The sequence below is a fragment of the Aminobacter sp. MSH1 genome (genome assembly GCF_003071665.1).
GTDB classification, from domain to species: Bacteria; Pseudomonadota; Alphaproteobacteria; order Rhizobiales; family Rhizobiaceae; genus Aminobacter; species Aminobacter niigataensis.
The window spans coordinates 1,407,593-1,428,336 of the sequence record NZ_CP026265.1 but is presented as its reverse complement, the minus strand read 5'-3'; the positions used below and the strand labels follow the sequence as shown (position 1 = coordinate 1,428,336).

Genomic DNA, 20,744 nt, shown 5'->3' with positions numbered 1-20,744 from the left:
ACATGGAAGCGATTGAGGACAACTCAGGCCAGGCCTTGCGTCGGGCACCAAGCCAGAAGCGCAGCCAGGAGCGCGTCGAGCGCATGCTGCAAGCGGCACGCGCGCTGATCTCGGAAGGCGGCAGCGACGCCATGCGGATGGGGGAAGTGGCCGAACGCGCCAGCGTATCGATCGGCTCGCTCTACCAGTATTTTCCCGACAAGGGCGCAATCATCCGCACCCTGGCCGAACGCTACAACGCCGAAGGCCGCGCCTGCATCGCCGACGGGCTTGCCGGGGTGCGCGACATGAAGGGCCTGATCGAAGCCTTCGGCGGGCTGATCGACGTCTATTACGGCATCTTCCTGGCCGAGCCGGTGATGCGCGACATCTGGTCGGGAACACAGGCCGACAAGGCCCTGCGCGACATCGACCTGAGGGACAGCCGGGCCAACGGCGCGCTGCTGGCCGAGGCGTGGCGGCGTGTCGCGCCCGCCGTCAATGCGGCCGAAATCGAGCGCAAGGCCTTCCTGATCATGTCGCTGGGGGAATCGGCGATGCGGCTCGCCATTTCGGTCGAACGCGCCGAAGGCGACGCGCTGGTGTCCGACTACAAGGCCATGGCGCTGCGGGAGGTCGCGGCGCTGTAGACGAGGTTCCCCTCCCCCCTTGTGGGGAGGGGTTAGGGGTGGGGGTCATGTGAGCCCCAGCCAAGCCGACTATCAGGGCCGAGCCCTTGCAGTACCCCCACCCTTTATCCCTCCCCACAAGGGGGAGGGAGGGCGCCCACACCCTCAATGCGATCGCTGCCTCGCGCACAACAAAAAAACCCGCCACGAGGGCGGGTTCTTGATAGCCGGCGATACAGGTCGGCTTAGATGCCGAGGCCTTCGTAGCGCTTCTTGAACTTCGACAGACGACCGCCGCGGTCGAGCAGGTTGTGCTGGCCGCCGGTCCAGGCCGGGTGCGTGGTCGGATCGATATCGAGGTTCATCGTATCGCCTTCCTTGCCCCAGGTGGAGCGGGTCATGTATTCGGTGCCATTGGTCATGACGATCTTGATGGCGTGGTAGTCGGGATGGATATCGGCTTTCATCGCTCTGTTCCTGCTGTCGCGGCGCGGCTTGCGCAGGTATCCTGCGGCGATGCGCCTCTTTCGAAAATTCGAAGCCACGGCTAGATAGGCCAAGGCTTCAGAAACGGTCGGCGTGCCTATACATCAGCCGATTTCGAATCACAAGGCCGCGCAGCCGGCAAATGGGCCGCGGCCGAGAGGGAAACATCATGGCGAACACGACAACGGCCGCCAACGAAGAGCGCCGACGTTCGCTCCGCCCGTTGAATCGCCTGTCACCCTATCTTTATCGCTACCCCAGGCTTGTCGTCGGCGCCATCATTTCGCTGGTTGCCGCCGCCGTCACCACGCTGACCCTGCCGCTCGCCGTACGCCGCATGATCGACCACGGTTTCTCCTCGGTCGATTCGACCTTCATCGCACAGTATTTCGCCATGCTGGTGGCGATCGCGGCCCTGCTCGCGCTGGCCTCGGCCTGCCGCTATTTTTTTGTCATCACGCTGGGCGAGCGCGTCGTCTCCGACATCCGCCGCGACGTCTTCACCCACGTCACCAACCTGTCGCCGGCCTTCTTCGACACGGCAATGTCGGGCGAGATCGTCTCGCGGCTGACCGCCGACACCACCCAGATCAAGGCCGCCGTCGGCGCCACCGCCTCGGTCGCACTGCGCAACCTCATCCTTTTCCTTGGCGCCCTCGCCATGATGGTGGTGACCAGCCCGAAGCTTTCAGGGCTGGTGATCGCGGCGATCCCGCTGATCGTGTTGCCGCTCGTCGCCTTCGGCCGCTCGGTGCGGCGCAAGTCGCGCACAGCGCAGGATACGCTGGCCGACGCCACCGCCTTTGCCAGTGAGCAGATCGGAGCGATCCGCACGCTCCAGGCCTTCACCAACGAACGGCTGGTGACAGGCAAGTTCGCCGCCGCGGTTGAAACGGCCTTCAGCGCGGCCCGTGCCTCGGTGCTGGCGCGTTCGGTGCTGACCTTCTTTGCCATCTTCACCATCTTCGCCTCGGTCGTGGCGGTGCTGTGGTTCGGCTCACGCGACGTCCTCGACGGCATGCTGTCGCCGGGCACGCTCGGCCAGTTCCTGCTCTATTCGGTCTTCGCCGCCGGCGCGCTGGGCAGCCTGTCGGAAGTGTGGGGCGAACTGAGTTCCGCTGCAGGTGCCGCCGAGCGCATCACCGAGATCCTGGCCGAAAAGCCGACCGTCGCCGCACCGGCCTCGCCTGTCGCCCTGCCCGCCAAGAGCACCGGTGCGATCGAATTCCGCGACGTGACCTTCTCCTACCCGGTCCGGCCGGACCGCGCCGCCGTGCACGGGCTGAGCTTCGTCGTCAAGCCGGGTGAAACGGTGGCCATCGTTGGGCCATCGGGCGCGGGCAAGAGCACCGTGTTCTCGCTTCTGCTGCGCTTCTACGACCCAGAGAACGGCTCCGTGCTGATCGACGGCGTCGACCTGCAAAAGGCCGATCCGCAGGCGGTGCGCGAGCGCATCGCCATCGTGCCCCAGGACGTGACGGTATTTGCCAGCACGGCCGCCGAGAATATCGGCTTCGGCCGGCCCGGCGCATCCCGTCCGGAGATCGAAGCCGCAGCCAAGGCGGCCCTGGCCGACGGTTTCATCGAAAAGCTGCAGGACGGATATGAAACGCAAGTAGGCGAACGTGGCGTGACGCTCTCGGGCGGCCAGCGCCAGCGCATCGCCATCGCCCGCGCCATCCTGCGCGACGCGCCGATCCTGTTGCTCGACGAGGCAACTTCGGCCCTCGACGCCGAGAGCGAAAAGCAGGTGCAGACGGCGCTCGAACACCTGATGCGGGGCCGCACCACCATCGTCATCGCCCACAGGCTGGCGACGGTGCTGAAGGCCGACCGCATCCTGGTCATGGATGGCGGCGCAATCGTCGAGGAAGGCACGCACCAGAGCCTGGTCGCCAAGGGCGGTATCTATGCCCGTCTCGCCAGACTGCAGTTCCATGCCGGCGCCGGCGCTTTCCAGGGCGCGGCGGAGTAGTTCGGAAGCCAAAGCGCGCAGCTACAGGAAGGTCGCAATCTCCGACAATGGCCGCTTGTCCATGGCGTGGGCAGGAATGGTGGCGCCTTCCTTGGGGTAGCCGACGACCATCAGGATGTAGGGCTTGTCGTGCGGGTCGCGGCCGCAGATCTGGTTGAGGAAACTCATCGGGTTGGGCGTGTGCGTGAGCGTGGCAAGCCCGGCGCGGTGGAGTGCGGCGATCAGGAAGCCGGTGGCGATGCTGACCGATTCCGGCACGTAGTAGTTCTTGCGCGTGACGCCGTCTGCCGATCGGCTCCTACGCTCGCCGAAGATGCAGATCAGCCACGGCGCCTCTTCCAGGAACGGCTTGGAGGCATCGGTGCCGAGCGGCGCCAGCGCCTTGAGCCACTCCTCGCCGGCGCGGCCTTCATAGAAAGCGCGCTCCTCGACCTCGGCTGCCTCGCGGATCTGGCGCTTGATCTCGGCGTCGCCGATGACGGCGAAATGCCAGGGCTGGTGGTTGGCGCCATTGGGCGCGGTACCGGCCGCCATGATGCAGGTTTCAATGATGTCGCGCGGCACCGGCCGCGTCGAGAAATCCCGCACGGTGTGGCGTGTCCGGATCTCGTCGTAGAACGCCTGGGCTCCGGCGCGCATCTCCTCGATCGGCTTCTCTTCGAAGTCGGGCAGCGGAACGGTGCGGTAGCTGTGGGCGGACTGAACGGTCATCGGGATGTTCTCATTGCTTGATCGTGTCGGTGGACATTCGGGAAAATGGCTGGTGCCGTCAATGGACGATACCGGGCCAGCTTTTGGCGAGAGGCTCAGCCTCGAGCGACATGCCCTCCGGCATTCCTGCCCGAGAAGATGCAGCCGCCGAGGAAGGTGCCTTCCAGAGCATTGTAGCCGTGGTAGCCGCCGCCGCCGAAGCCGGCGACCTCGCCCGCAGCGTAAAGACCCGGAACGGGTTCGCCCGAGGCGTCGAGCACCTGGCCATCCAGATTGGTGTGCAGGCCGCCCAGCGTCTTGCGTGTCAGCACGTTGAGCCGCACGGCGATCAGCGGGCCGTTTGCAGGGTCGAGGATCTTGTGCGGCTTGGCCGTGCGCACCAGCCGGTCGCCAAGATATTTTCGCGCCCCATGGATGGCGGTGACCTGGGCGTCCTTGCAGAACGGATTGTCGACCTCTCGGTCGCGCGCCGCGATCTGGGCGTTGAAGCGGTCATGGTCGATCAGGGTGTTGCCGGCAAGCGCGTTCATGCCGGCGACGAGATCACGCAGATTGTCGCGCACGACGAAATCCTCGCCATGCCGCTTGAAGGCCTCGACCGCGGGCGGTGCGCCCTTGGCCCGGCGGCTCTTCAGCACCTCGATCCAGCGCCCGGAGGTCAAGTCAGGATTCTGCTCGGAGCCTGACAGCGCGAACTCCTTCTTGATGATCTTTTGGGTCAGGACGAACCATGAGTATTCGTGGCCGGTGGACAGGATGCGCCTGAGCGTGCCTAGCGTGTCGAAGCCGGGCAGGAACGGCGCCTCGAGCCGCTGCCCGAGCGCGTCGAACCACATCGACGACGGCCCGGGCAGGATGCGGATGCCGTGGTTCGGCCAGATCGGGTTCCAGTTAATCAGGCCCTCGGTGTAGTGCCACATGCGGTCGCGGTTGATGACGGTGCCGCCGGCGGCTTCCGTGATGGCGATCATGCGGCCGTCGACGTGATGCGGCACGCCGGCCACCATCTTCTTCGGCGCAGGGCCGAGGCGCTCGGCGGGCCATGCCTTGCGCACGAGCTCATGATCGCCGCCGATGCCGCCTGATGTGACAATCACTGCGCCCGCGTGGAACTCGAACTCGCCGGCAACCGTGCGGCCGGATTGCTGACCGCGGTCGACGGTGGAGGGTTCCAGGATTTCGCCGGAAACGCCGCTGACGGCCCCGCCCGTCTTGATGAGACGGCTCGCCCGGTGCCGGAACTTGAGCGCGATTCGGCCGGCGGCCGCGTGCTCGCGGACGCGGCGCAAAAATGGCGCCAGGACGCCGGGCCCGGTGCCCCAGGTGACATGGAAGCGCGGCACCGAATTGCCGTGGCCGTGCGCTGCAGCACCGCCGCGCTCGGCCCAGCCGACGACCGGAAACCAGCGCATGCCCTGGGCATGCAGCCAGGGCCGCATCTCGCCGGCCGCGAAATCGATGAAGGCTTCGGCCACCTTGCGCGGCCAAAAATCCTCCGGGCGGTCGAACTGCGCCGAACCCAGCCAATCCTGCAAGGCGAGTTCGCGGCTGTCCTTGATCCGCATCCGGCGCTGCTCGGGGCTGTCGACGAAAAACAGGCCGCCGAGCGACCAGAACGCCTGGCCGCCAAGCGAGTTCTCGCCTTCCTGCTCGAGGATGATGACGCGCTTGCCGGCGTCGGCGAGTTCGGCCGTGGCGACGAGGCCGGCGAGCCCGCCGCCGATCACGATTGCATCCGCATGATCCGCCACCTGCCTCTCCCAAGGTCTTTGGTGTTGCGGGGAGTTTCGGGCAATGATTTTCAGGATCAAGCGGAAAGTCGCGCCGCAGATGTTCCGCTGCGGCAGATGAATACCCGTTTCCAGGCCTCCGTGCCGAAGCGGAGGCCTGATGAAGCAGAGATATTATGCTCCGTAGCGCTTCTTCAGATGCGACGTGAAATGCGCTGCGTTCAGCTTCTCGCCCGTGGCGCGTTCGAGCAGGTCCGGCGTCGACCACAGCGAAGCCTGCGACCAGATCTTGTCGCGGCGCCAGTTGTTGACGGTGTCGAAGTGGCCGCGCGCGATCTCGTCGTCGACCGATGGATGCGCCTTCACGATGGCCGCCCATTGCTGCGCCGCCATCATCGCGCCCAGTGTGTAGGACGGGAAATAGCCGAAGGCACCGCTCGGCCAGTGCACGTCCTGCATCGGCCCGTCCGCCGGATTGTCGATGGTCGACAGGCCGAGATACTCGCGCATCTTGGCGTCCCACGCCTCGGGCAGGTCGGACACAGCCAGGCGGCCCGCGACGAGTTCCTGCTCCAGCTCGTAGCGCAGGATGACGTGCAGCGGATAGGTGACCTCGTCGGCGTCGACGCGGATCAGGCCGCGCTCGACATGATGGACGTGGGGCAGGATCTCGTCGATCGTCCAACGCTCGCCGAGATGCTGTTCGACCAGTGGCAACGCCCAGTGCCAGAAGGCCGGATTGCGCCCCAGCTGCTTTTCGACGAACAGGCTCTGGCTCTCGTGCACGGCCATGCCACGCGCCTTGCCGAGTGGCCAGTGTGCCCATGCCTCGGGCAGGTTCTGCTCGTAGAGCGCATGGCCGGTCTCGTGCAGCACGCCCATCAGTGCCGAGAGGAAGTCGGAGGTCTTGTAGCGGGTGGTGATGCGCACGTCCGACGGCACGCCGCCGCAGAACGGATGATGCGACACCGACAGGCTGCCGCGGGTGAGGTCGAAACCGACGGCGCCCATCATCGCAAGGCCAAGCTCACGCTGGCGCTCGACGGCATAGACGCCTGACAGGGCGCGCGGCGGGTTCTTGGCGCGGCGCTCTTGCTGCACTGCCAGTGCTTCCGGCACGAAATCCCTGAGGAATGCCTTGAGGTCGGTGAACACGGGCGTGATGTCGGCGGTGCGGTTGCCGGGATCGTACTGCTCCATCAGCGCATCGTAGGGCGCGAGGCCGAGCGCTTCGGAACGCAGCGCGGCTTCCTCGCGAACAAGCGTGACGATGCCCTCCAGCGCCGGCTGGAAACCGGCCCAGTCGTTCTTGGCGCGCAGGTCGCGCCACAACTGCTCGCAGCGCAGGCGCGCCGAGGTCTGGCGTTCGACGAACTCCGACGGCAGGCAGGTCATGTTGGTGTACTGGCGGCGGAACTCCCGCAGTGCCACGGCCTGCTCGTCGTCGAGCGTTTCCGCTTCGGCGGCGGCGATCCAATCGGCGATTTCGGGTGCGGTCGCCTGGCGATGATACATGCCGGCGAGCGCCGACAGCGCTTCGGCGCGCTTGGCGCCGCCGCCCACCGCCATGTGGGTGGCCTCGTCGGCGCCGAGAATGGCGAGCGCGTGCTCCAGCGCTTCGAGCTTGCGGCCGAGTTCGTCAAGTTTTGCGAAGGACATGGCTCTTCCTCTGTCTCAAAATCGCGGCGAGAGGATACCAAAGCGCGCGCATTCGCAAGACTGTTCGGCTGGTCCACCACTTGCCGGTGCGGCAGCCGGCATGCTCAAGTCATCCCGGAGATCGAAGGGGACCGGTTATGCTAGCGAACATCCTGGTCGGGCTGGTGGCCTTGATCCACCTCTACATCGTCTATCTCGAAATGGTGCTGTGGGACACGCCGCGCGGGCACAAGGCGTTCGGCCTGAAGCCCGACTTCGCCACGGCCTCCAAGGTGCTGGCCGCCAACCAGGGGCTCTACAACGGATTTCTCGCCGCCGGCCTGATCTGGGGCCTATGGCTGGGCGAGGCAGGCTTCCAGGTGAAGGTATTCTTCCTGCTCTGCATCGCCATCGCCGGCCTTTATGGCGCGGCCACCGTCAGCCGCAAGATCCTCTACATCCAGACCGTGCCGGCTGCGCTGGCACTCGCCGCCCTCTGGATCGGCTGGTAGCCGGACGCCAAACAGGCGCCCCCGGTTTGCACCGAAGGCGCCTGACAAGGACTGTAACAAGACTAGCCGCGGAAGGCGTCGTGGCCAACCTGATCGTCCAGGCCTGAGATCCGCGCCATCAGCTGGTGATATTCGCCTGCCGGGATCATGCCGCCGTCGCGCGCTGAACCGGCGACCGCCGCCTTGCGGATCGTGGCCGCCTGCGCTTCCAGCCCGCGTGCCTCTGCCGGCGTGATCAGCTTGAGGGTTCTGTCGGACTGGATGCGTGCGTCGGTGTCACGCAGATCGTTGAGCACGGCGCTCAGCTGTCCGCCCGTGGCGTAGGTCGTGGGCGGAGGTGCGTCGCTGTCGTCATGGTCCGACGAACGGAAATGCGGCTCGTGCATGGGTGCCGCGAAGGCGATGCCGAGAGGAGCCGAGATGAGGAATGCGGCAAGCGCCGCCTTGAGGGTCAAAGAGCGCATGATTGCGTCTCCCGAACTTGCGGGTCGCGTTACAACTGGCGTCCCGTCGATCGCAGCCCGTCAAGTTCCGTCGTGTCGCGGCGGGAGGTCGTCGCCGGCGGTTCCCGGACTGCATCTGGAGTCTAGGTTCGCGCAGCCGGGAAGCCCAATTAAGAAAAGATAATCTTGGCCGCCACAATCACGCTGCCAATGCCGCACCACCGCCCCGGTTGAGGCAGGCTTCTCGCACACGAAATATTGAGACCGGGTTCGCCCGGTTCCGATGTTGCGGATGCCGTCTTATCGCTCGGTGAGCTTGAGTTCGATGCGTCGATTCCTGGAACGCGCCTCGTCGGTGCCGCTTTCGTCCAGCGGCTGGAACTCGCCGAAGCCGGCCGCGACCAGTCGGTTGGCCGGCACGCCATTTTCGATCAGGAATTTCACCACCGAGGTCGAGCGGGCGGAAGAAAGCTCCCAGTTGTCGCGATAGCGGCCGGTGCCCGACAGCGGGATGTTGTCGGTGTGGCCGTCGACGCGCAGCACCCAGTTGATCTCCGGCGGGATTTCCTTCTGCAATTCGAGGATAGCGTCGGCGAGCTTCTTCATCTCGCCCTGGCCTGCCTCGTTGATCTGCTCGGAGCCCGTCGGGAACAGCACTTCCGACTGGAACACGAAACGGTCGCCGACGATCCGGATGTTTTCACGGTCGGACAGGATCTCGCGCAGGCGACCGAAGAAGTCGGAGCGGTAGCGGTTGAGTTCCTGCACACGCTGGGCCAGCGCCACGTTCAGGCGGCGGCCAAGATCGGCGATCTTGGTGTTGGATTCCTTGTCACGGGTTTCCGAAGCGTTGAGCGCTTCCTCCAGCGCGCCGATCTGGCGGCGCAAAGCGGCGATCTGCTGGTTGAGCAGCTCGACCTGGCTGAGTGCGCGCTGGCTGATCTGGCGTTCGCTGTCGAGTTCGCCGGTCAGCGAACCGATCCGCGCCGTGGCCTCAGCACCGGCGCCCGATCCCAGGGACAACAACTGTTCGAGCCGGCTCTTTTCGCTCTCCGCAGCCGACAGCGATGCCTGAAGGTTGGCGAGCGCGTCCTCGACGTCCTGCGAATTGGACTTTTCAAGCGCGAGCAGCTGCGTCAGCTCGTTGATCTGCGAATTGAGCCGGGTCAGCACCTCGTCCTTGCCGGAGATTTCGCGGCTGAGCAGGAACTGCGCCAGCACGAAGACCGAGAGCAGGAACATGATGGCCAGAAGCAGCGTCGACAGCGCGTCGACGAAACCCGGCCAATAGTCGATGCGACGGTCGCCCCGCCGCCCACGCGCAAGAGCCACTTAGTGGACTCCCTCTTTCTTGAGGGCGTCGGCGATCTTTTCGAGCGTGCTGCGCATCGCCTTCTGCTCGTCGGATTGCGCCTCGACCCAGTCGCGCATAATCTGCTGTTCGCTGCGCATGTTCTTGACGAGGCCCGAAATGCCGTCGGCGAGGCTGGCCATGGCAGCGGCGATGCGTGGGTTCGACCCGCTCTGCTCCTGCATGTTGCGCAAACGCTCGCTGAGCGCCCGGATCTCGTCCGTCGAGCCGTTCTTGGCATCGGCGACGACGATGTCGGAGGACAGGTCGGCAACTGTCGAGAGCCAGTTTTCCAGCTCGGTGTAGAAACGCGTCTGGGCGCGACCGGCCTGAAGATCGAGGAACCCCAGCACCAGCGAGCCGGACAAGCCGAACAGCGACGACGAGAACGCGGTGCCCATGCCTTGCAGCGGCGCGGCGAGCCCCGCCTTCAGCGCTTCGAGCACCGCGGCGGCATCGCCTGTGCCGGGATCGAGCGACTGGATAGTGTCGCCGATCGAACCGATGGTCTCAAGCAGGCCCCAGAACGTACCGAGCAGGCCGAGAAAGACGAGCAGGCCGACGAGATAGCGCGAGACGTCGCGGCTTTCATCGAGGCGGGTGGCGATCGAATCGAGCATCGTCCGCATCGAACTGGTCGAGAACGCCATCGACGACGAACGGCCGAGCATCGCCTTCATCGGCGCCAGCAGCACCGGTTCGTTGACTTCCGAGCCGGCCCGGAACGAGTTGATCCAGCGTACTTCACGAAACAGGCGGCCGACCTGGACGAAGGCAAGGCCGATGCCGACCACAAGCACGCCGATGATCAGCCCGTTGAGGCCGGGATTGGTGACGAAGGCGTTGGAAATCTGCCGTGTCAGGATTGCCGCTATGAAGGCGACGATCGCCAGGAAGATCATCATCGTCAGCAGGAACACCTGCGGACTGGACAGGCGATGCGGATCGTAGTTGAGCACATCGGAGCCCCTGCCTACTCCGAGAGATTTCAAGAATGACATCGGCGCCCCGGTTCCAGTTCCGCGCGGCCAAGGCGTCGCACATCCATCCGGACACGCAAAGGACGCTTCGCCGCTTTCAATCTACGCATGGTGCTTTTGTTAAGTTGCACCGACGCGTTAGTGGACCACGACTGTAAGCGGAAATGTGACGAAAATGAAAGACGCTTGCGCTTGGTGGCGCGCATCGTCCCGCGATCACAGCCGCGCGACCACCAGAAGGTCGATCATCGCCGCCACGTGAAGGCCCGCTCCGGTGACGACGAAGCCGTGCCATAGGGCACTCTGGAAACGCAGACGCTGCCAGGCATAGAAGATCACGCCGCAGGAATAGACCATGCCGCCGGCAAACAGCAGCCACAGCGTTGCCGAAGGCAGTGTTGCGACCAGCGGGCGCAGGATGACGACGCCGCTCCAGCCCATGGCGAGATAGAAGGCGACCGCCAGCCGGTCGAGCCTGCCGGGCAGGAAAAGCTTGATCGCCATGCCGGCGATGGCCGCCGACCAGACGATACCCGCCATCCACCCTGCCGTGACGCGGTCCTCGAGTTGGGCCAGGAACGGCGTGTAGGTGGCGGCGATCAGCAGGTAGATGCCGGCATGGTCGAAGCGGCGCAGTACCCACTTGGCCGGCGAGATCGGCCACAGATTGTAGGCGCACGACACCGAAAGCACGGTCAGCAGCGCCACCACGAAAACCACGGCGGCGAGATACTCGCCGGTGGCGGTGTAGAATGCGGAGATCGAAAGCAGCACCGAACCGGCGGCGACGGCGAGCAGGATGCCGATCGCGTGGACCACGCCGTCGGCGATGAGTTCGGCGCGCGAATGGCTGTAGCGCCCGATGAAGGGCACAGCTGTCTCAGGCTTGCGGAGATTGTCCGTCATCGCTCGTCCCTGCGCCTTGCCTAATATGGGCAGGCGCAGGCACGATGCGCAAGCAGTGCGCTGCGCGGCGGATCAGCGCGGCGTGACCGGCTTCTTCAGGGTCTTGAGCAGCGCGCGATGGATGGTCTCGTTGCCGACGACGATCGAGCCGCCATCGAGCATGTCCTGGCCGCCCTTGTCGTCGGAGACGAAGCCGCCGGCTTCGCGCACGAGAAGGATGCCGGCTGCGACGTCCCAGGGCGACAATGCCGTCTCCCAGAAGCCGTCCATGCGGCCGGCAGCGACATAGGCGAGATCGAGCGCCGCCGAGCCGAGGCGGCGGATGCCCGCGACTTCGCCCATGACGTTGCGCAGCTCGAGCAGGAAGTTGCCATGATGGCCGCGGCCGAGATGCGGTGCGCCACAACCGATGACCGCGTCGGAAAGCTTGGTGCGGCCGGAGACGCGCAGGCGGCGGTCATTGAGGAAGGCACCGCCACCGCGTTCGGCGGTGTAGAGTTCGTCCATCGCCGGGTTGTAAACGACCGCGGCGACGATCTGGCCCTGGCGTTCCAGCGCGATCGAGATCGAGAACACCGGAATGCCGTGCAGGAAGTTGGTGGTGCCGTCGAGCGGGTCGACGATCCAGCGGTGCTGGTCGTCCTCGCCGGCGACCACGCCACGCTCTTCCATCAGGAAGCCATAACCTGCGCGGGCCTTCGACAGCTCGGCAAACAGGATGTCTTCGGCCTTGCGGTCGGCCTGGCTGACATAGTCGCCAGGTCCCTTGAGCGAGACCTGCAGGTTCTGCACTTCGCCGAAGTCGCGAGCCAGCGAGCGGCCGGCCTTCATGGCGGCCTGCACCATGACATTTAGGATCGCTGAACGCGCCATTATCTAGACCTCTCCGTTACCGTGCTCAATCCGCGCGGCGGACGTAGGTGATCTCGTTGGTGTCGACGATGATGCGCTCGCCCGACGAGATGAAGGGCGGCACCAGCACGCGGACGCCGTTTTCCAGCACCGCCGGCTTGTAGGACGAAGCGGCCGTCTGGCCCTTCACGACCGGGTCGGCCTCGGTGATCGTCAGCGTCACCTGGTCGGGCAGCGCGATGCCGATCGGACGCTCGTCATAGAGCTCGACCGTGACCATCATGCCGTCCTGCAGGAAGGCGGCACGGTCGCCGACGAAATCCTTGAGCAGTTCGAGCTGCTCGTAGCTAGCGGTATCCATGAACACCAGCGCATCGCCCTGCTCGTAGAGGAACGAAAAGTCCTTCTGCTCGAGGCGAACCTTTTCGACCGTCTCGGCCGAGCGGAAACGCTCGTTGAGCTTGGTGCCGTTGATGAGGTTCTTGAGTTCGACCTGATTGTAGGCGCCGCCCTTGCCGGGCTTGACGTGATTGGTCCTGACCGCCACCCAGAGGCCGCCGTCATGCTCGATGACGTTGCCGGGACGGATTTCGTTGCCGTTGATCTTGGCCATGGTTGGTTTCCGGAAGAGAGGTTTGCGCCGGAAGGGGCGCTATCGGCGCCTCCAAGACCACAAAATGGCTTTTTAGGCAAGAGAAGTCGCGATTTTCGCTGATCTCAGCGGATGCGGTTGGCGCGCTCCAGCGCCTGTTTCATCTCGACGTCGGTCAGGCCGCGCAGGAAGTCGTCCATCTCGGGATCGTTGAGCCCGGCACGGCGGGCATTGATGTACCACGCGCCGGCGAGGATCGGATCGGGATCAACGCCGATGCCCCCCATATAGAACTTGGCGAGCCGGTTCTGCGCCGCGACATTGCCGCTGTCGGCGGCGAGCTTCATCCAGCCGAAAGCCGATTTCAGGTCGCGGTCGCCACCACGCCCGTCGGCCATCCACAGGCCAAGGTCGAACTGGGCGGTGTCATAGTTCTGGCGTGCCGCACGGACGAGCATCAGCCGTGCCTGCTTGTCGTCGCGCAGCTTGCCGCCGACGCCGTTGCCAAGCACCTGGGCCATCGCATATTGCGCGTCCGCGAGCCCTGTCGCCGCGGCCCGTTCATAATAGGGCACGGCCTTCTCCAGGCCCCGGCCGCCTGGCTCGCGCTGCACCAGCATCTGGGCATAGTTGAACTGGGCGAGCCGGTTGCCGGCCTCGGCCGCAGCCTGCATCAGGGCATTGGCGGCCTTGTCGTCGCGGGTCACGTATTTCCCATCGAGCAGCAGCAGCGCATATTGGAACTGCGCTTCGGGAACGCCCTGTTCGGCGGCGCGCTCGTACCACTTGGCTGCCTCGGAATCGTTGCGCGCCACACCCAGGCCACGCGACAGGATTTCGGCAATCAGCGTCTGGGCGGCGGAGTCTCCCGCCTCGGCCCGTGGCAGCGCCAGATTGTAGGCCGTCTTGTAGAGTCCACGCTGGAAGGCGCCATAGGCCTCGTCCGAATGCTTTCCGCCAAAACGGTTGGGGTCGATGCCGTCGGGCGCCTTGGCCGCCGGATTGGCGCCGAGATCAGGCGTGGCGGGAGCAGCAGGAGCGGGCTGCAACGCCGGCACCGCCTCGGGCGTCGGCGCGGGTCCGAAGCGGCTGGGGTCGACGATGTCGACAGGCTTGCCAAGTGAGGGAACCGCACCCTGGTCGGACGGCGGGACAGGCGCGCTTTCGACGGCAATCGCGGGCTCGAGCCCGAAGCCCAGGCACAGAAGCGCGGCAAGAAAGCGCGAACGGTCCATCGTCAGCCCTCGAAGTGCGGCGCAGTCTCGTCGAGCAGCGCATTGGCGCGAGCCACAGCCTCGCGCGGATCGATGCCTTCGCCGAACACCGCCGACGACAGCGCGACGAATTCCACGCCTGTCGCCGCCACCGCCTCGACAGAGGCAAGGTCAGAACCGGCCATCACGATGCAGGGAATCTCGATCATCTCGGCCCACCATTGGCCGAGCGAAAGGTTGCGCGAATGGGGCTCGGGCTTGTTGTCGTAGCCGAAGCGGCCGAAGAAGATGTAGTCGGGCCGCTCCTCGCCGAGTTCCAGCGCATCGTCGCGCGTCTTGGCGCCGCCGACGCCGACCATCATGCGCTCCTGGTAATGTTCGACGGCTTCGGCGAGAGCTGCCTTCTTGCCCTCGACATGGATGCCGTCGGCCTGGATGCGGCCGGCAACGCGGGTGTCGCCGGCGACCACCACGGCCACGCCGGCTTCGCGTGCCGCAGCTGCTACCTTTTCGGCGAAGTTCTGGAAGGACACCTCATCGGTGCCCTCGGCGGGAAGGATGACCGAAGCGACGTCGCCGCCGGCAAGCGCGGCCTCGACATCCCCGGGCTGCACCGAGGGCGGCGCAATCAGCACGATGCGGCAGCGATTGGGCGGCGTATTTGGGTTCATGTTCTTCGATCCGGTGCTCGACGCCTATGCAAGGCGATCATGTTTGCATTGGGGCATAGAACAAAGTGGTGCCGTTGAACAGGACACGCAGCTGAACCCAAGCATATGAAAAGATTGGCGCGGCACTCGCCAAGGCGCTGCCGTGCGGCTATTGCGGACGCGAAAGGCGGCTGTCCATGACTTCGCTTATGCTCGATCCGTGGTTTTACGCGGCGGCGGTGCCGGCGGTGATTCTCGTCGGCCTGTCCAAGGGCGGCTTCGGCGGCGCGGTCGGATTCGTCGGCGTGCCGCTGATGGCGCTGGTGATGTCGCCAGTGCAGGCCGCCGCCATCCTTCTTCCCATCCTGATCCTGATGGACGTCGTGTCGCTGTGGAGCTGGCGCGGCGTGTTCGACCGCACGATCCTCTGGCAGATGCTGCCGGGTTCGATCGTCGGCATCGGCATCGGCTGGCTGATGGCCTCGGTGGTGACGGCGGACAATGTACGCTTCATCGTCGGCGCCATCGCCTTTGTCTTCGTTGCGCGCTGGATCTACACCAGCCTGCGCCACGGCGCCGACCACAAGGCCGAGCCGAACGGCATCGCCGCCGCCTTCTGGGGATTGGTCGCCGGTTTCACCAGCTTCGTTGCCCATGTCGGCGGCCCGCCTTTCCAGGTCTACACATTGCCGCTGCGGATGGACCCGAAGGTGCTGACCGGCACCAGCGTCATCTTCTTTGCCGTGACCAATGCCATCAAGCTGGTCCCCTACTTCGCCCTCGGCCAGTTTGATACCGCCAACCTCACCGCCTCGCTGGCACTGATGCCCCTGGCGCCCCTGGCGACGCTTGCCGGCGCCTGGCTCGTCAGGCGGATGCGGCCAGAAATCTTCTATCCCTTCACCTACGCCACGGTGGCGATCGTCGCGCTGAAGCTGCTTTATGACGGGATCGCCGAATTCATTTGAGGGCGATGCTGCCAGTCTCTTATCTTGATGCGGCAGATCAGGGAGAACACCGATGGGTCGGCCATACGAGGAAAACCTCGACAAGAACCCCGCCAACCACCAGCCGCTGACACCGCTGAGCTTTCTCGAACGGGCGGCGAAGACCTTTCCCGATCATGTGGCGATCATTCACGGCGACCGCCGCACAACTTACCGCCAGTGGTGGCAGCGCTCGCTGAAACTCGCCTCCGCACTGGCGAAGACCGGCATCGGCAAGGGCGACACCGTAACGGTGATGCTGTCCAACACGCCGCCGATGCTCGAAGCGCATTTCGGCGTGCCGATGACCAAGGCCGTGCTGCATTCGCTCAACACCAGGCTCGATGCGGCGATCATCGCCTTCCAGCTCGACCATGCCGAGACCAAGCTCCTGATCGTCGACCGCGAGTTTTCCGGCGTGGTCAAGGAGGCGCTGGCGCTTGCCAAGGTCAAGCCGCTGGTGATCGACTATGACGACCCCGAATATCCCGCCGACGCGCCCTATCCCAAGGGTGAGCGCATCGGCACGATCGACTACGAGGCCTTTGCGGGCTCGGGCGACGAGACCTTCGCCTGGTCGATGCCGGATGACGAGTGGGACGCCATCTCGCTCAACTACACCTCGGGCACGACAGGCAATCCCAAGGGCGTGGTCTACCATCACCGCGGTGCCGCACTGATGGCCTACACCAACACCATCCATGCCGGCATGGCCAAGCACTGCGTCTATCTCTGGACGCTGCCGATGTTCCACTGCAACGGCTGGTGCTTTCCCTGGACGCTCGCGGTCCAGGCCGGCACCCATGTCTGCCTGCGCTGGGTGCGCGCCAAGCAGATATATGACGCCATCGCCGAGCTAGGCGTCACCCATCTCTGCGGTGCGCCTGTCGTCATGTCGTTGCTGATCAATGCCAAGGACGAAGAAAAGCGCGCGTTTCCGCAACTGGTGACCTTCAACACCGCCGCGGCACCACCGCCTGAAGCCGTACTTTCCGGCATGGCCGATGCCGGCTTCGCCGTCACCCACCTCTACGGCCTGACCGAGACCTATGGCCCGGCCGTGGTCAACGAATGGCACGGCGAATGGGACGAGCTGGAAAAAGGTCCGCGTACGGCCAGGAAGGCGCGGCAGGGCGTGCGCTATGCCGCGCTCGAAGACCTGACGGTGATGGATCCCGAGACCATGGAGAAGACGCCCGATGACGGCGAGACCATCGGCGAGGTGATGTTCCGCGGCAACATCGTCATGAAGGGCTACCTCAAGAACAGGAAGGCCACCGACGAGGCCTTCGCCGGCGGCTGGTTCCACTCCGGCGACCTCGGCGTGATGCATCCCGACGGCTACATCCAGCTCAAGGACCGCTCCAAGGACATCATCATCTCCGGCGGCGAGAACATCTCTTCGATCGAGGTCGAGGACGCGCTCTACAAGCACCCCGCCGTCGCCTCCTGCGGCGTGGTGGCAAGGCCCGACGACAAATGGGGCGAGGTGCCCATTGCCTATGTCGAGCTGAAACCGGGCAAGGAAGCGACGGAGGCCGAGATCGTCGAGCATTGCCGTTCGCTGCTTGCCCGTTTCAAGGTGCCGAAGGCAGTGATCTTCGCCGAGATCCCCAAGACCTCGACCGGCAAGATCCAGAAGTTCCGCCTGCGCGACATGGCCAAGGGGTAGACTAGAACGAGAGGCGGCATGCGTACCGGCGCCGGCTCCTTTGGTTCAAGCAGCCGGCACTGCCACTCCGCGCTGGGTGCCGAAGGCCGCCCATGCGCCAGCGACGAAAAGGACCGCCATGGCCGACAGGACAGGCACGTCCGACGCTGTCGGCTTGAGCACCATGTCGGCCAAGATGATCAGCATCACCGCATAGTCGAAGCGCGCGACCTTGAGGATGCGACGGCCCTGATCGAGCGCGGCAGGTGTTACACCGTCGCGGGCGATCATCGCCGCCATGCGGTCGCCGGTCGGCTGGAAAATGAGCGTTCCGACCAAAAACGTCGTCGCGTAGCCGGCAAGGCCGATGACGACCCACAGGTCACGGAAGCCGACCCAGAACGTGCACATGATGAGCCCGAACACCAGGGTCGCCAGCGACGCGGGCACGAACAGTCGCTTGCCCAGCTGACCAATCGAGCCCATGGCTTGCAGCATGCCCTCGACATTGCCTGCGCGGTCGGCGCGAAAGGCAAGCAGCATCAGCGCAAAACCGCCGCCGGCCCAAACGACGGCGGCGACGATGTGCAGCAACTTGAAGAGAGAATACAAATCCATATTCCAAACCTTTCCAATCCGGTTTTCCGACAACGGCAGCTGTTTCACCCGTCACTCGTTGCGGCGCCGGCAAATAGCGCCGGCGCTGTTTCGGCATTGTGTCGGCACGGATCGCTGAATGTTTCGGCGGTCACGACCGCAGATGCTGAAGCGACGCCGATGCCCGCATGAGCCCCGTCAGCGCGCGGGCCAGCAAGTCTGTACAACAGCGGTGCCGGCCGTCTGCTGGAATGATGCGACAGACCCCGGAAAACTGCGGAAATTCCAGCCGCCGACCATGGTGACAGCCCCTGCAACGGACGTAACAGCGGGCCGCAAAGCATGGTATGTTTGGATGCGCCGTGGGGACGGCGCGCATCCGGAACCCGGCCGCGGGGAGGCAACGGCCGGCTCACCCAGCTTCCAATGTAACGAGACCGGAAGCATGCCGTGCAGCAGCGCGGCATGCGGCGGAAACACGGCCGGTGCTAATGCGCCGGCACCGACTTATTCGTCGTCACCAACCCATTCCCTGCGGGGGGAAAAGGCAATCGGAGCAAGGATATGCAAGGGGTAGCACGGAATTTCTTCACACTCGCGATCGTCTATGCGCTGTGTGGCATGGCGCTCGGCCTGCACATGTCGATCAGCCAGGATCATACGCAGATGCCGGTCCATGCCCACACCATGGTGGCAGGATGGCTGATGTCGGCTGTGTTCGCCGTCTTCTATCACCTGTTTCCCGTCGCGCGGGACAAGGTGCTGGCGAAGATCCACTTCTGGCTGACGGCCATCAGCGGCATCGGCCTTCTGGTCGGGCTGTTCTTCCTGCTCGGCGGCAATGCCGCGATCGAGCCCGTTGTCGCGATGTCGTCGATGGGCTTCTACGCGGCGATGTTGCTGTTTGCCGTTATCGCTCTTCCGGTCGTCTGGAAGTCGTGAGTCGGCGTAACGCCGGCGTGGCATCCGCTGCCGCGCCGGTGTGCCGTGTCGGCACAGTCAACGACAAATCAGCAACGTTCTTAAGCGTCCATTAAGCATTCCAGTTGTTTACTGTGCGTATCCAGTCATCTGGATTCTTACCGAGTGGTTGGAGCCACTTTGTTTGACGCCTCCCTGTTAAACTCCTGAGAGCCGCGCTTTTCCGCGGCTCTTTTTTTTGCGCCTAGGTCCGTGGAACGCCCTCCAAAAGCGCTCCAATCCGCCGCGTTAACCCTTTGTTAAACATGCGCTTGCGTTCGCATGAGCGGAAGCGCATTTTCATCGGGCTTGGCGTATAGGAGCGGACCGCGCAGAATCCGTCGCCAAAGATGGGCGGTAACGCGGGATCAGGGTTGCAGGGTAGCGATGATGAACGAGCCTTCGAGGGAAAGCGGAAATACCATCAAGCTCGCCGAAAGGCGGGTGTTTTCGCCGTCCTTCAAGCCCCTCTACAACGAGGGCATGGGGCTGGTCGAACAAGCCGCCGAGTATCTCGATGGGGCCGGACGCGTCGAGGCCAAGAAGCTGTCGCGGCTTGCCGCCACGCTTTACGCCGCCGAATCGATGCGGCTGACCACGCGGCTGATGCAGATCGCATCTTGGCTGCTGCTGCAGCGCGCCGCCAATTCCGGCGAGATGACCCGCGACCAGGTCGCCTCCGAGAAATCGAAGGTGCGCCTCGACACCGCCTCCGCCCATGACGACGCCGCCGGCTGGAACGAATTGCCGGCCGATTTCGTCGACCTCGTCCGCCGCTCGCTCAGGCTGCAGGCGCATGTGCGCCGCATGGACGAGGAGATCTACGGCAACGGCGCTACGGTGGTGCCGGTACAGGCCATGCGCCGCAGCAACCCCGTCTCCGATCAGATCAGCCTGCTCAACACGGCGTTCGCCCGCAACTAGGCTCGGCAACCCTGCCACGCGCGGGGATTGTTTCTGTTTTGTTCACATTTTTCTGGCGTCCTGCACCCGTGGAGATAGAGTTCACGGATGAAAGAGACGATTCGCATCATCGGCATCGACCCCGGGCTTCGGCGCACCGGCTGGGGCATCATCGAATCGCTCGGCAATTCGCTGCGTTTCGTCGCCGCAGGCACCGTACGGTCCGACGACAAGGCCGCGCTTGCCAGCAGGCTGTGCCAGTTGCACGACGGTCTTGCCGACGTGATCCATCGCGAGATGCCGCATGAGGCAGCCGTCGAGGCGACCTTCGTCAACAAGGACGCCACCGCCACGCTGAAGCTCGGCCAGGCCCGCGGCATCGCCATGCTGGTGCCCGCACGCGCCGGGCTGGCGGTCGCCGAATATTCGCCCAACGCCGTCAAGAAAGCGGTGATCGGCGTCGGCCACGGCGACAAGAAGCAGATCGCCATGATGGTCAAGGTGCTGTTGCCCAAGGCCGGTTTCGACTCGGCCGACGCGGCCGACGCGCTGGCCATCGCCATCTGTCACGCGCACCATCGCCAGAGCCCGGCCTATCGGCTTGCAGCACTGGCCGCTCAGGCCTGATGTTCTTGATTTGTTCCGGTCATGGGGACATTCCTTCCCCGTAAGAGAAGGAATGATTCCATGCGGGTGACGAGCAAGGGACAGGTGACGATTCCGCGCGATCTGCGCGAAACTTTCGGCATCGGCGCCAACACCGAAGTGATCTTCGGCATCGAGGGCGGCAAGATCACCATCGTGCCCAAGGACGACATCAACAGATTGGCCGATCGCGACCGGCTGGACCGGTTCCTGGCTATTCTCGACCGCCTCGAGGGCGCGGCCGACCCAGCGACCAGCCCCGACGAACTGGCGGCGCTCGCCAGGGAGCGCTGAAGGCAGCCGCGCCATGTTCTTGACTTGTTCTCATGCGGCAGCTAAGTAATACCTACGAGG

The 20,744-nt window shown here is 64.8% G+C and carries 22 protein-coding genes; 9 read left to right on the top strand and 13 right to left on the bottom strand.

Annotated elements, in window-relative coordinates:
* Positions 1 to 2 precede the first annotated feature (2 nt).
* A complete protein-coding gene (locus tag CO731_RS06980) occupies positions 3 to 629 on the top strand; it encodes a TetR/AcrR family transcriptional regulator (RefSeq protein WP_108609678.1) in 627 nt (208 codons plus the stop codon).
* A gap of 224 nt (positions 630 to 853) precedes the next feature.
* Here the strand turns inward: CO731_RS06980 and rpmE are convergent, their stop codons facing one another.
* Entirely contained in the window at positions 854 to 1,075 is a 222-nt protein-coding gene (gene rpmE / locus CO731_RS06975) for a 50S ribosomal protein L31 (protein WP_108609677.1), read from the bottom strand.
* 188 nt (positions 1,076 to 1,263) lie between these two features.
* On the opposite strand from rpmE, the gene CO731_RS06970 reads away from it, so the two are divergent.
* Positions 1,264 to 3,069, top strand: a complete 1,806-nt coding sequence (locus CO731_RS06970) for an ABC transporter transmembrane domain-containing protein (protein WP_108609676.1) — start codon at positions 1,264 to 1,266, stop codon at positions 3,067 to 3,069.
* 21 nt (positions 3,070 to 3,090) lie between these two features.
* Here the strand turns inward: CO731_RS06970 and CO731_RS06965 are convergent, their stop codons facing one another.
* The 3 genes from CO731_RS06965 to CO731_RS06955 form a co-directional block, all read right to left on the bottom strand.
* On the bottom strand, positions 3,091 to 3,780 hold the full coding sequence (locus CO731_RS06965; protein ID WP_108606544.1) for a nitroreductase family protein: 690 nt from the start codon (positions 3,778 to 3,780) through the stop codon (positions 3,091 to 3,093).
* A gap of 95 nt (positions 3,781 to 3,875) precedes the next feature.
* Positions 3,876 to 5,531 (bottom strand): FAD-binding dehydrogenase, encoded by a 1,656-nt coding sequence (locus tag CO731_RS06960; RefSeq protein ID WP_108606543.1) that lies wholly within the window; start codon positions 5,529 to 5,531, stop codon positions 3,876 to 3,878.
* A gap of 153 nt (positions 5,532 to 5,684) precedes the next feature.
* Entirely contained in the window at positions 5,685 to 7,169 is a 1,485-nt protein-coding gene (locus CO731_RS06955) for a carboxypeptidase M32 (RefSeq protein ID WP_108606542.1), read from the bottom strand.
* Between the two features lie 137 nt (positions 7,170 to 7,306).
* Here CO731_RS06955 and CO731_RS06950 point away from each other — a divergent pair, with 137 nt between their 5' ends.
* A complete protein-coding gene (locus tag CO731_RS06950; RefSeq protein ID WP_108606541.1) occupies positions 7,307 to 7,660 on the top strand; it encodes a DUF1304 domain-containing protein in 354 nt (117 codons plus the stop codon).
* Between the two features lie 62 nt (positions 7,661 to 7,722).
* On the opposite strand, the gene CO731_RS06945 is transcribed toward CO731_RS06950, so the two are convergent.
* The 8 genes from CO731_RS06945 to CO731_RS06910 form a co-directional block, all read right to left on the bottom strand.
* Positions 7,723 to 8,124: a hypothetical protein gene (locus CO731_RS06945; protein WP_108606540.1), complete on the bottom strand. Its 402-nt coding sequence runs from the start codon at positions 8,122 to 8,124 to the stop codon at positions 7,723 to 7,725.
* 279 nt (positions 8,125 to 8,403) lie between these two features.
* Entirely contained in the window at positions 8,404 to 9,435 is a 1,032-nt protein-coding gene (locus CO731_RS06940) for a peptidoglycan -binding protein (RefSeq protein WP_108606539.1), read from the bottom strand.
* Positions 9,436 to 10,455, bottom strand: coding sequence for a MotA/TolQ/ExbB proton channel family protein (locus CO731_RS06935; RefSeq protein ID WP_108606538.1), 1,020 nt, complete (start codon positions 10,453 to 10,455; stop codon positions 9,436 to 9,438). It abuts the gene before it with no gap.
* Between the two features lie 195 nt (positions 10,456 to 10,650).
* Complete coding sequence (locus CO731_RS06930; RefSeq protein ID WP_108606537.1) at positions 10,651 to 11,340, bottom strand: hemolysin III family protein; 690 nt, start codon at positions 11,338 to 11,340, stop codon at positions 10,651 to 10,653.
* 72 nt (positions 11,341 to 11,412) lie between these two features.
* Positions 11,413 to 12,213, bottom strand: coding sequence for an inositol monophosphatase family protein (locus tag CO731_RS06925; RefSeq protein WP_108606536.1), 801 nt, complete (start codon positions 12,211 to 12,213; stop codon positions 11,413 to 11,415).
* 25 nt (positions 12,214 to 12,238) lie between these two features.
* Entirely contained in the window at positions 12,239 to 12,805 is a 567-nt protein-coding gene (efp, locus tag CO731_RS06920; protein ID WP_018429990.1) for an elongation factor P, read from the bottom strand.
* A 104-nt stretch (positions 12,806 to 12,909) separates the two neighbouring features.
* Complete coding sequence (locus CO731_RS06915; protein WP_245439657.1) at positions 12,910 to 14,019, bottom strand: tetratricopeptide repeat protein; 1,110 nt, start codon at positions 14,017 to 14,019, stop codon at positions 12,910 to 12,912.
* Between the two features lie 2 nt (positions 14,020 to 14,021).
* Positions 14,022 to 14,669: a thiamine phosphate synthase gene (locus CO731_RS06910; RefSeq protein WP_108606535.1), complete on the bottom strand. Its 648-nt coding sequence runs from the start codon at positions 14,667 to 14,669 to the stop codon at positions 14,022 to 14,024.
* Between the two features lie 176 nt (positions 14,670 to 14,845).
* On the opposite strand from CO731_RS06910, the gene CO731_RS06905 reads away from it, so the two are divergent.
* Positions 14,846 to 15,616, top strand: a complete 771-nt coding sequence (locus CO731_RS06905) for a sulfite exporter TauE/SafE family protein (RefSeq protein ID WP_108606534.1) — start codon at positions 14,846 to 14,848, stop codon at positions 15,614 to 15,616.
* Positions 15,617 to 15,668: 52 nt separating this feature from the next.
* Positions 15,669 to 17,306 (top strand): acyl-CoA synthetase, encoded by a 1,638-nt coding sequence (locus CO731_RS06900; protein ID WP_108606533.1) that lies wholly within the window; start codon positions 15,669 to 15,671, stop codon positions 17,304 to 17,306.
* A 45-nt stretch (positions 17,307 to 17,351) separates the two neighbouring features.
* Here CO731_RS06900 and CO731_RS06895 read toward each other — a convergent pair whose 3' ends face one another.
* The gene (locus CO731_RS06895; protein ID WP_108606532.1) at positions 17,352 to 17,903 is read right to left on the bottom strand and encodes a DUF2269 family protein; all 552 of its coding nucleotides are present in this window, start codon (positions 17,901 to 17,903) and stop codon (positions 17,352 to 17,354) included.
* Between the two features lie 543 nt (positions 17,904 to 18,446).
* Between CO731_RS06895 and CO731_RS06890 the strand changes: the two genes are divergently transcribed.
* The 4 genes from CO731_RS06890 (at position 18,447) to CO731_RS06875 (ending at position 20,684) form a co-directional block, all read left to right on the top strand.
* Positions 18,447 to 18,824, top strand: a complete 378-nt coding sequence (locus tag CO731_RS06890; RefSeq protein WP_108606531.1) for a hypothetical protein — start codon at positions 18,447 to 18,449, stop codon at positions 18,822 to 18,824.
* Between the two features lie 408 nt (positions 18,825 to 19,232).
* Positions 19,233 to 19,766 carry a DUF1465 family protein gene (locus CO731_RS06885; RefSeq protein ID WP_055975432.1) on the top strand — a complete coding sequence of 178 codons (534 nt, stop codon included), beginning with the start codon at positions 19,233 to 19,235 and terminating at the stop codon, positions 19,764 to 19,766.
* Positions 19,767 to 19,853: 87 nt separating this feature from the next.
* The gene (gene ruvC / locus CO731_RS06880; protein WP_108606530.1) at positions 19,854 to 20,372 is read left to right on the top strand and encodes a crossover junction endodeoxyribonuclease RuvC; all 519 of its coding nucleotides are present in this window, start codon (positions 19,854 to 19,856) and stop codon (positions 20,370 to 20,372) included.
* Positions 20,373 to 20,432: 60 nt separating this feature from the next.
* The gene (locus tag CO731_RS06875; protein ID WP_108606529.1) at positions 20,433 to 20,684 is read left to right on the top strand and encodes an AbrB/MazE/SpoVT family DNA-binding domain-containing protein; all 252 of its coding nucleotides are present in this window, start codon (positions 20,433 to 20,435) and stop codon (positions 20,682 to 20,684) included.
* Positions 20,685 to 20,744 lie beyond the last annotated feature (60 nt).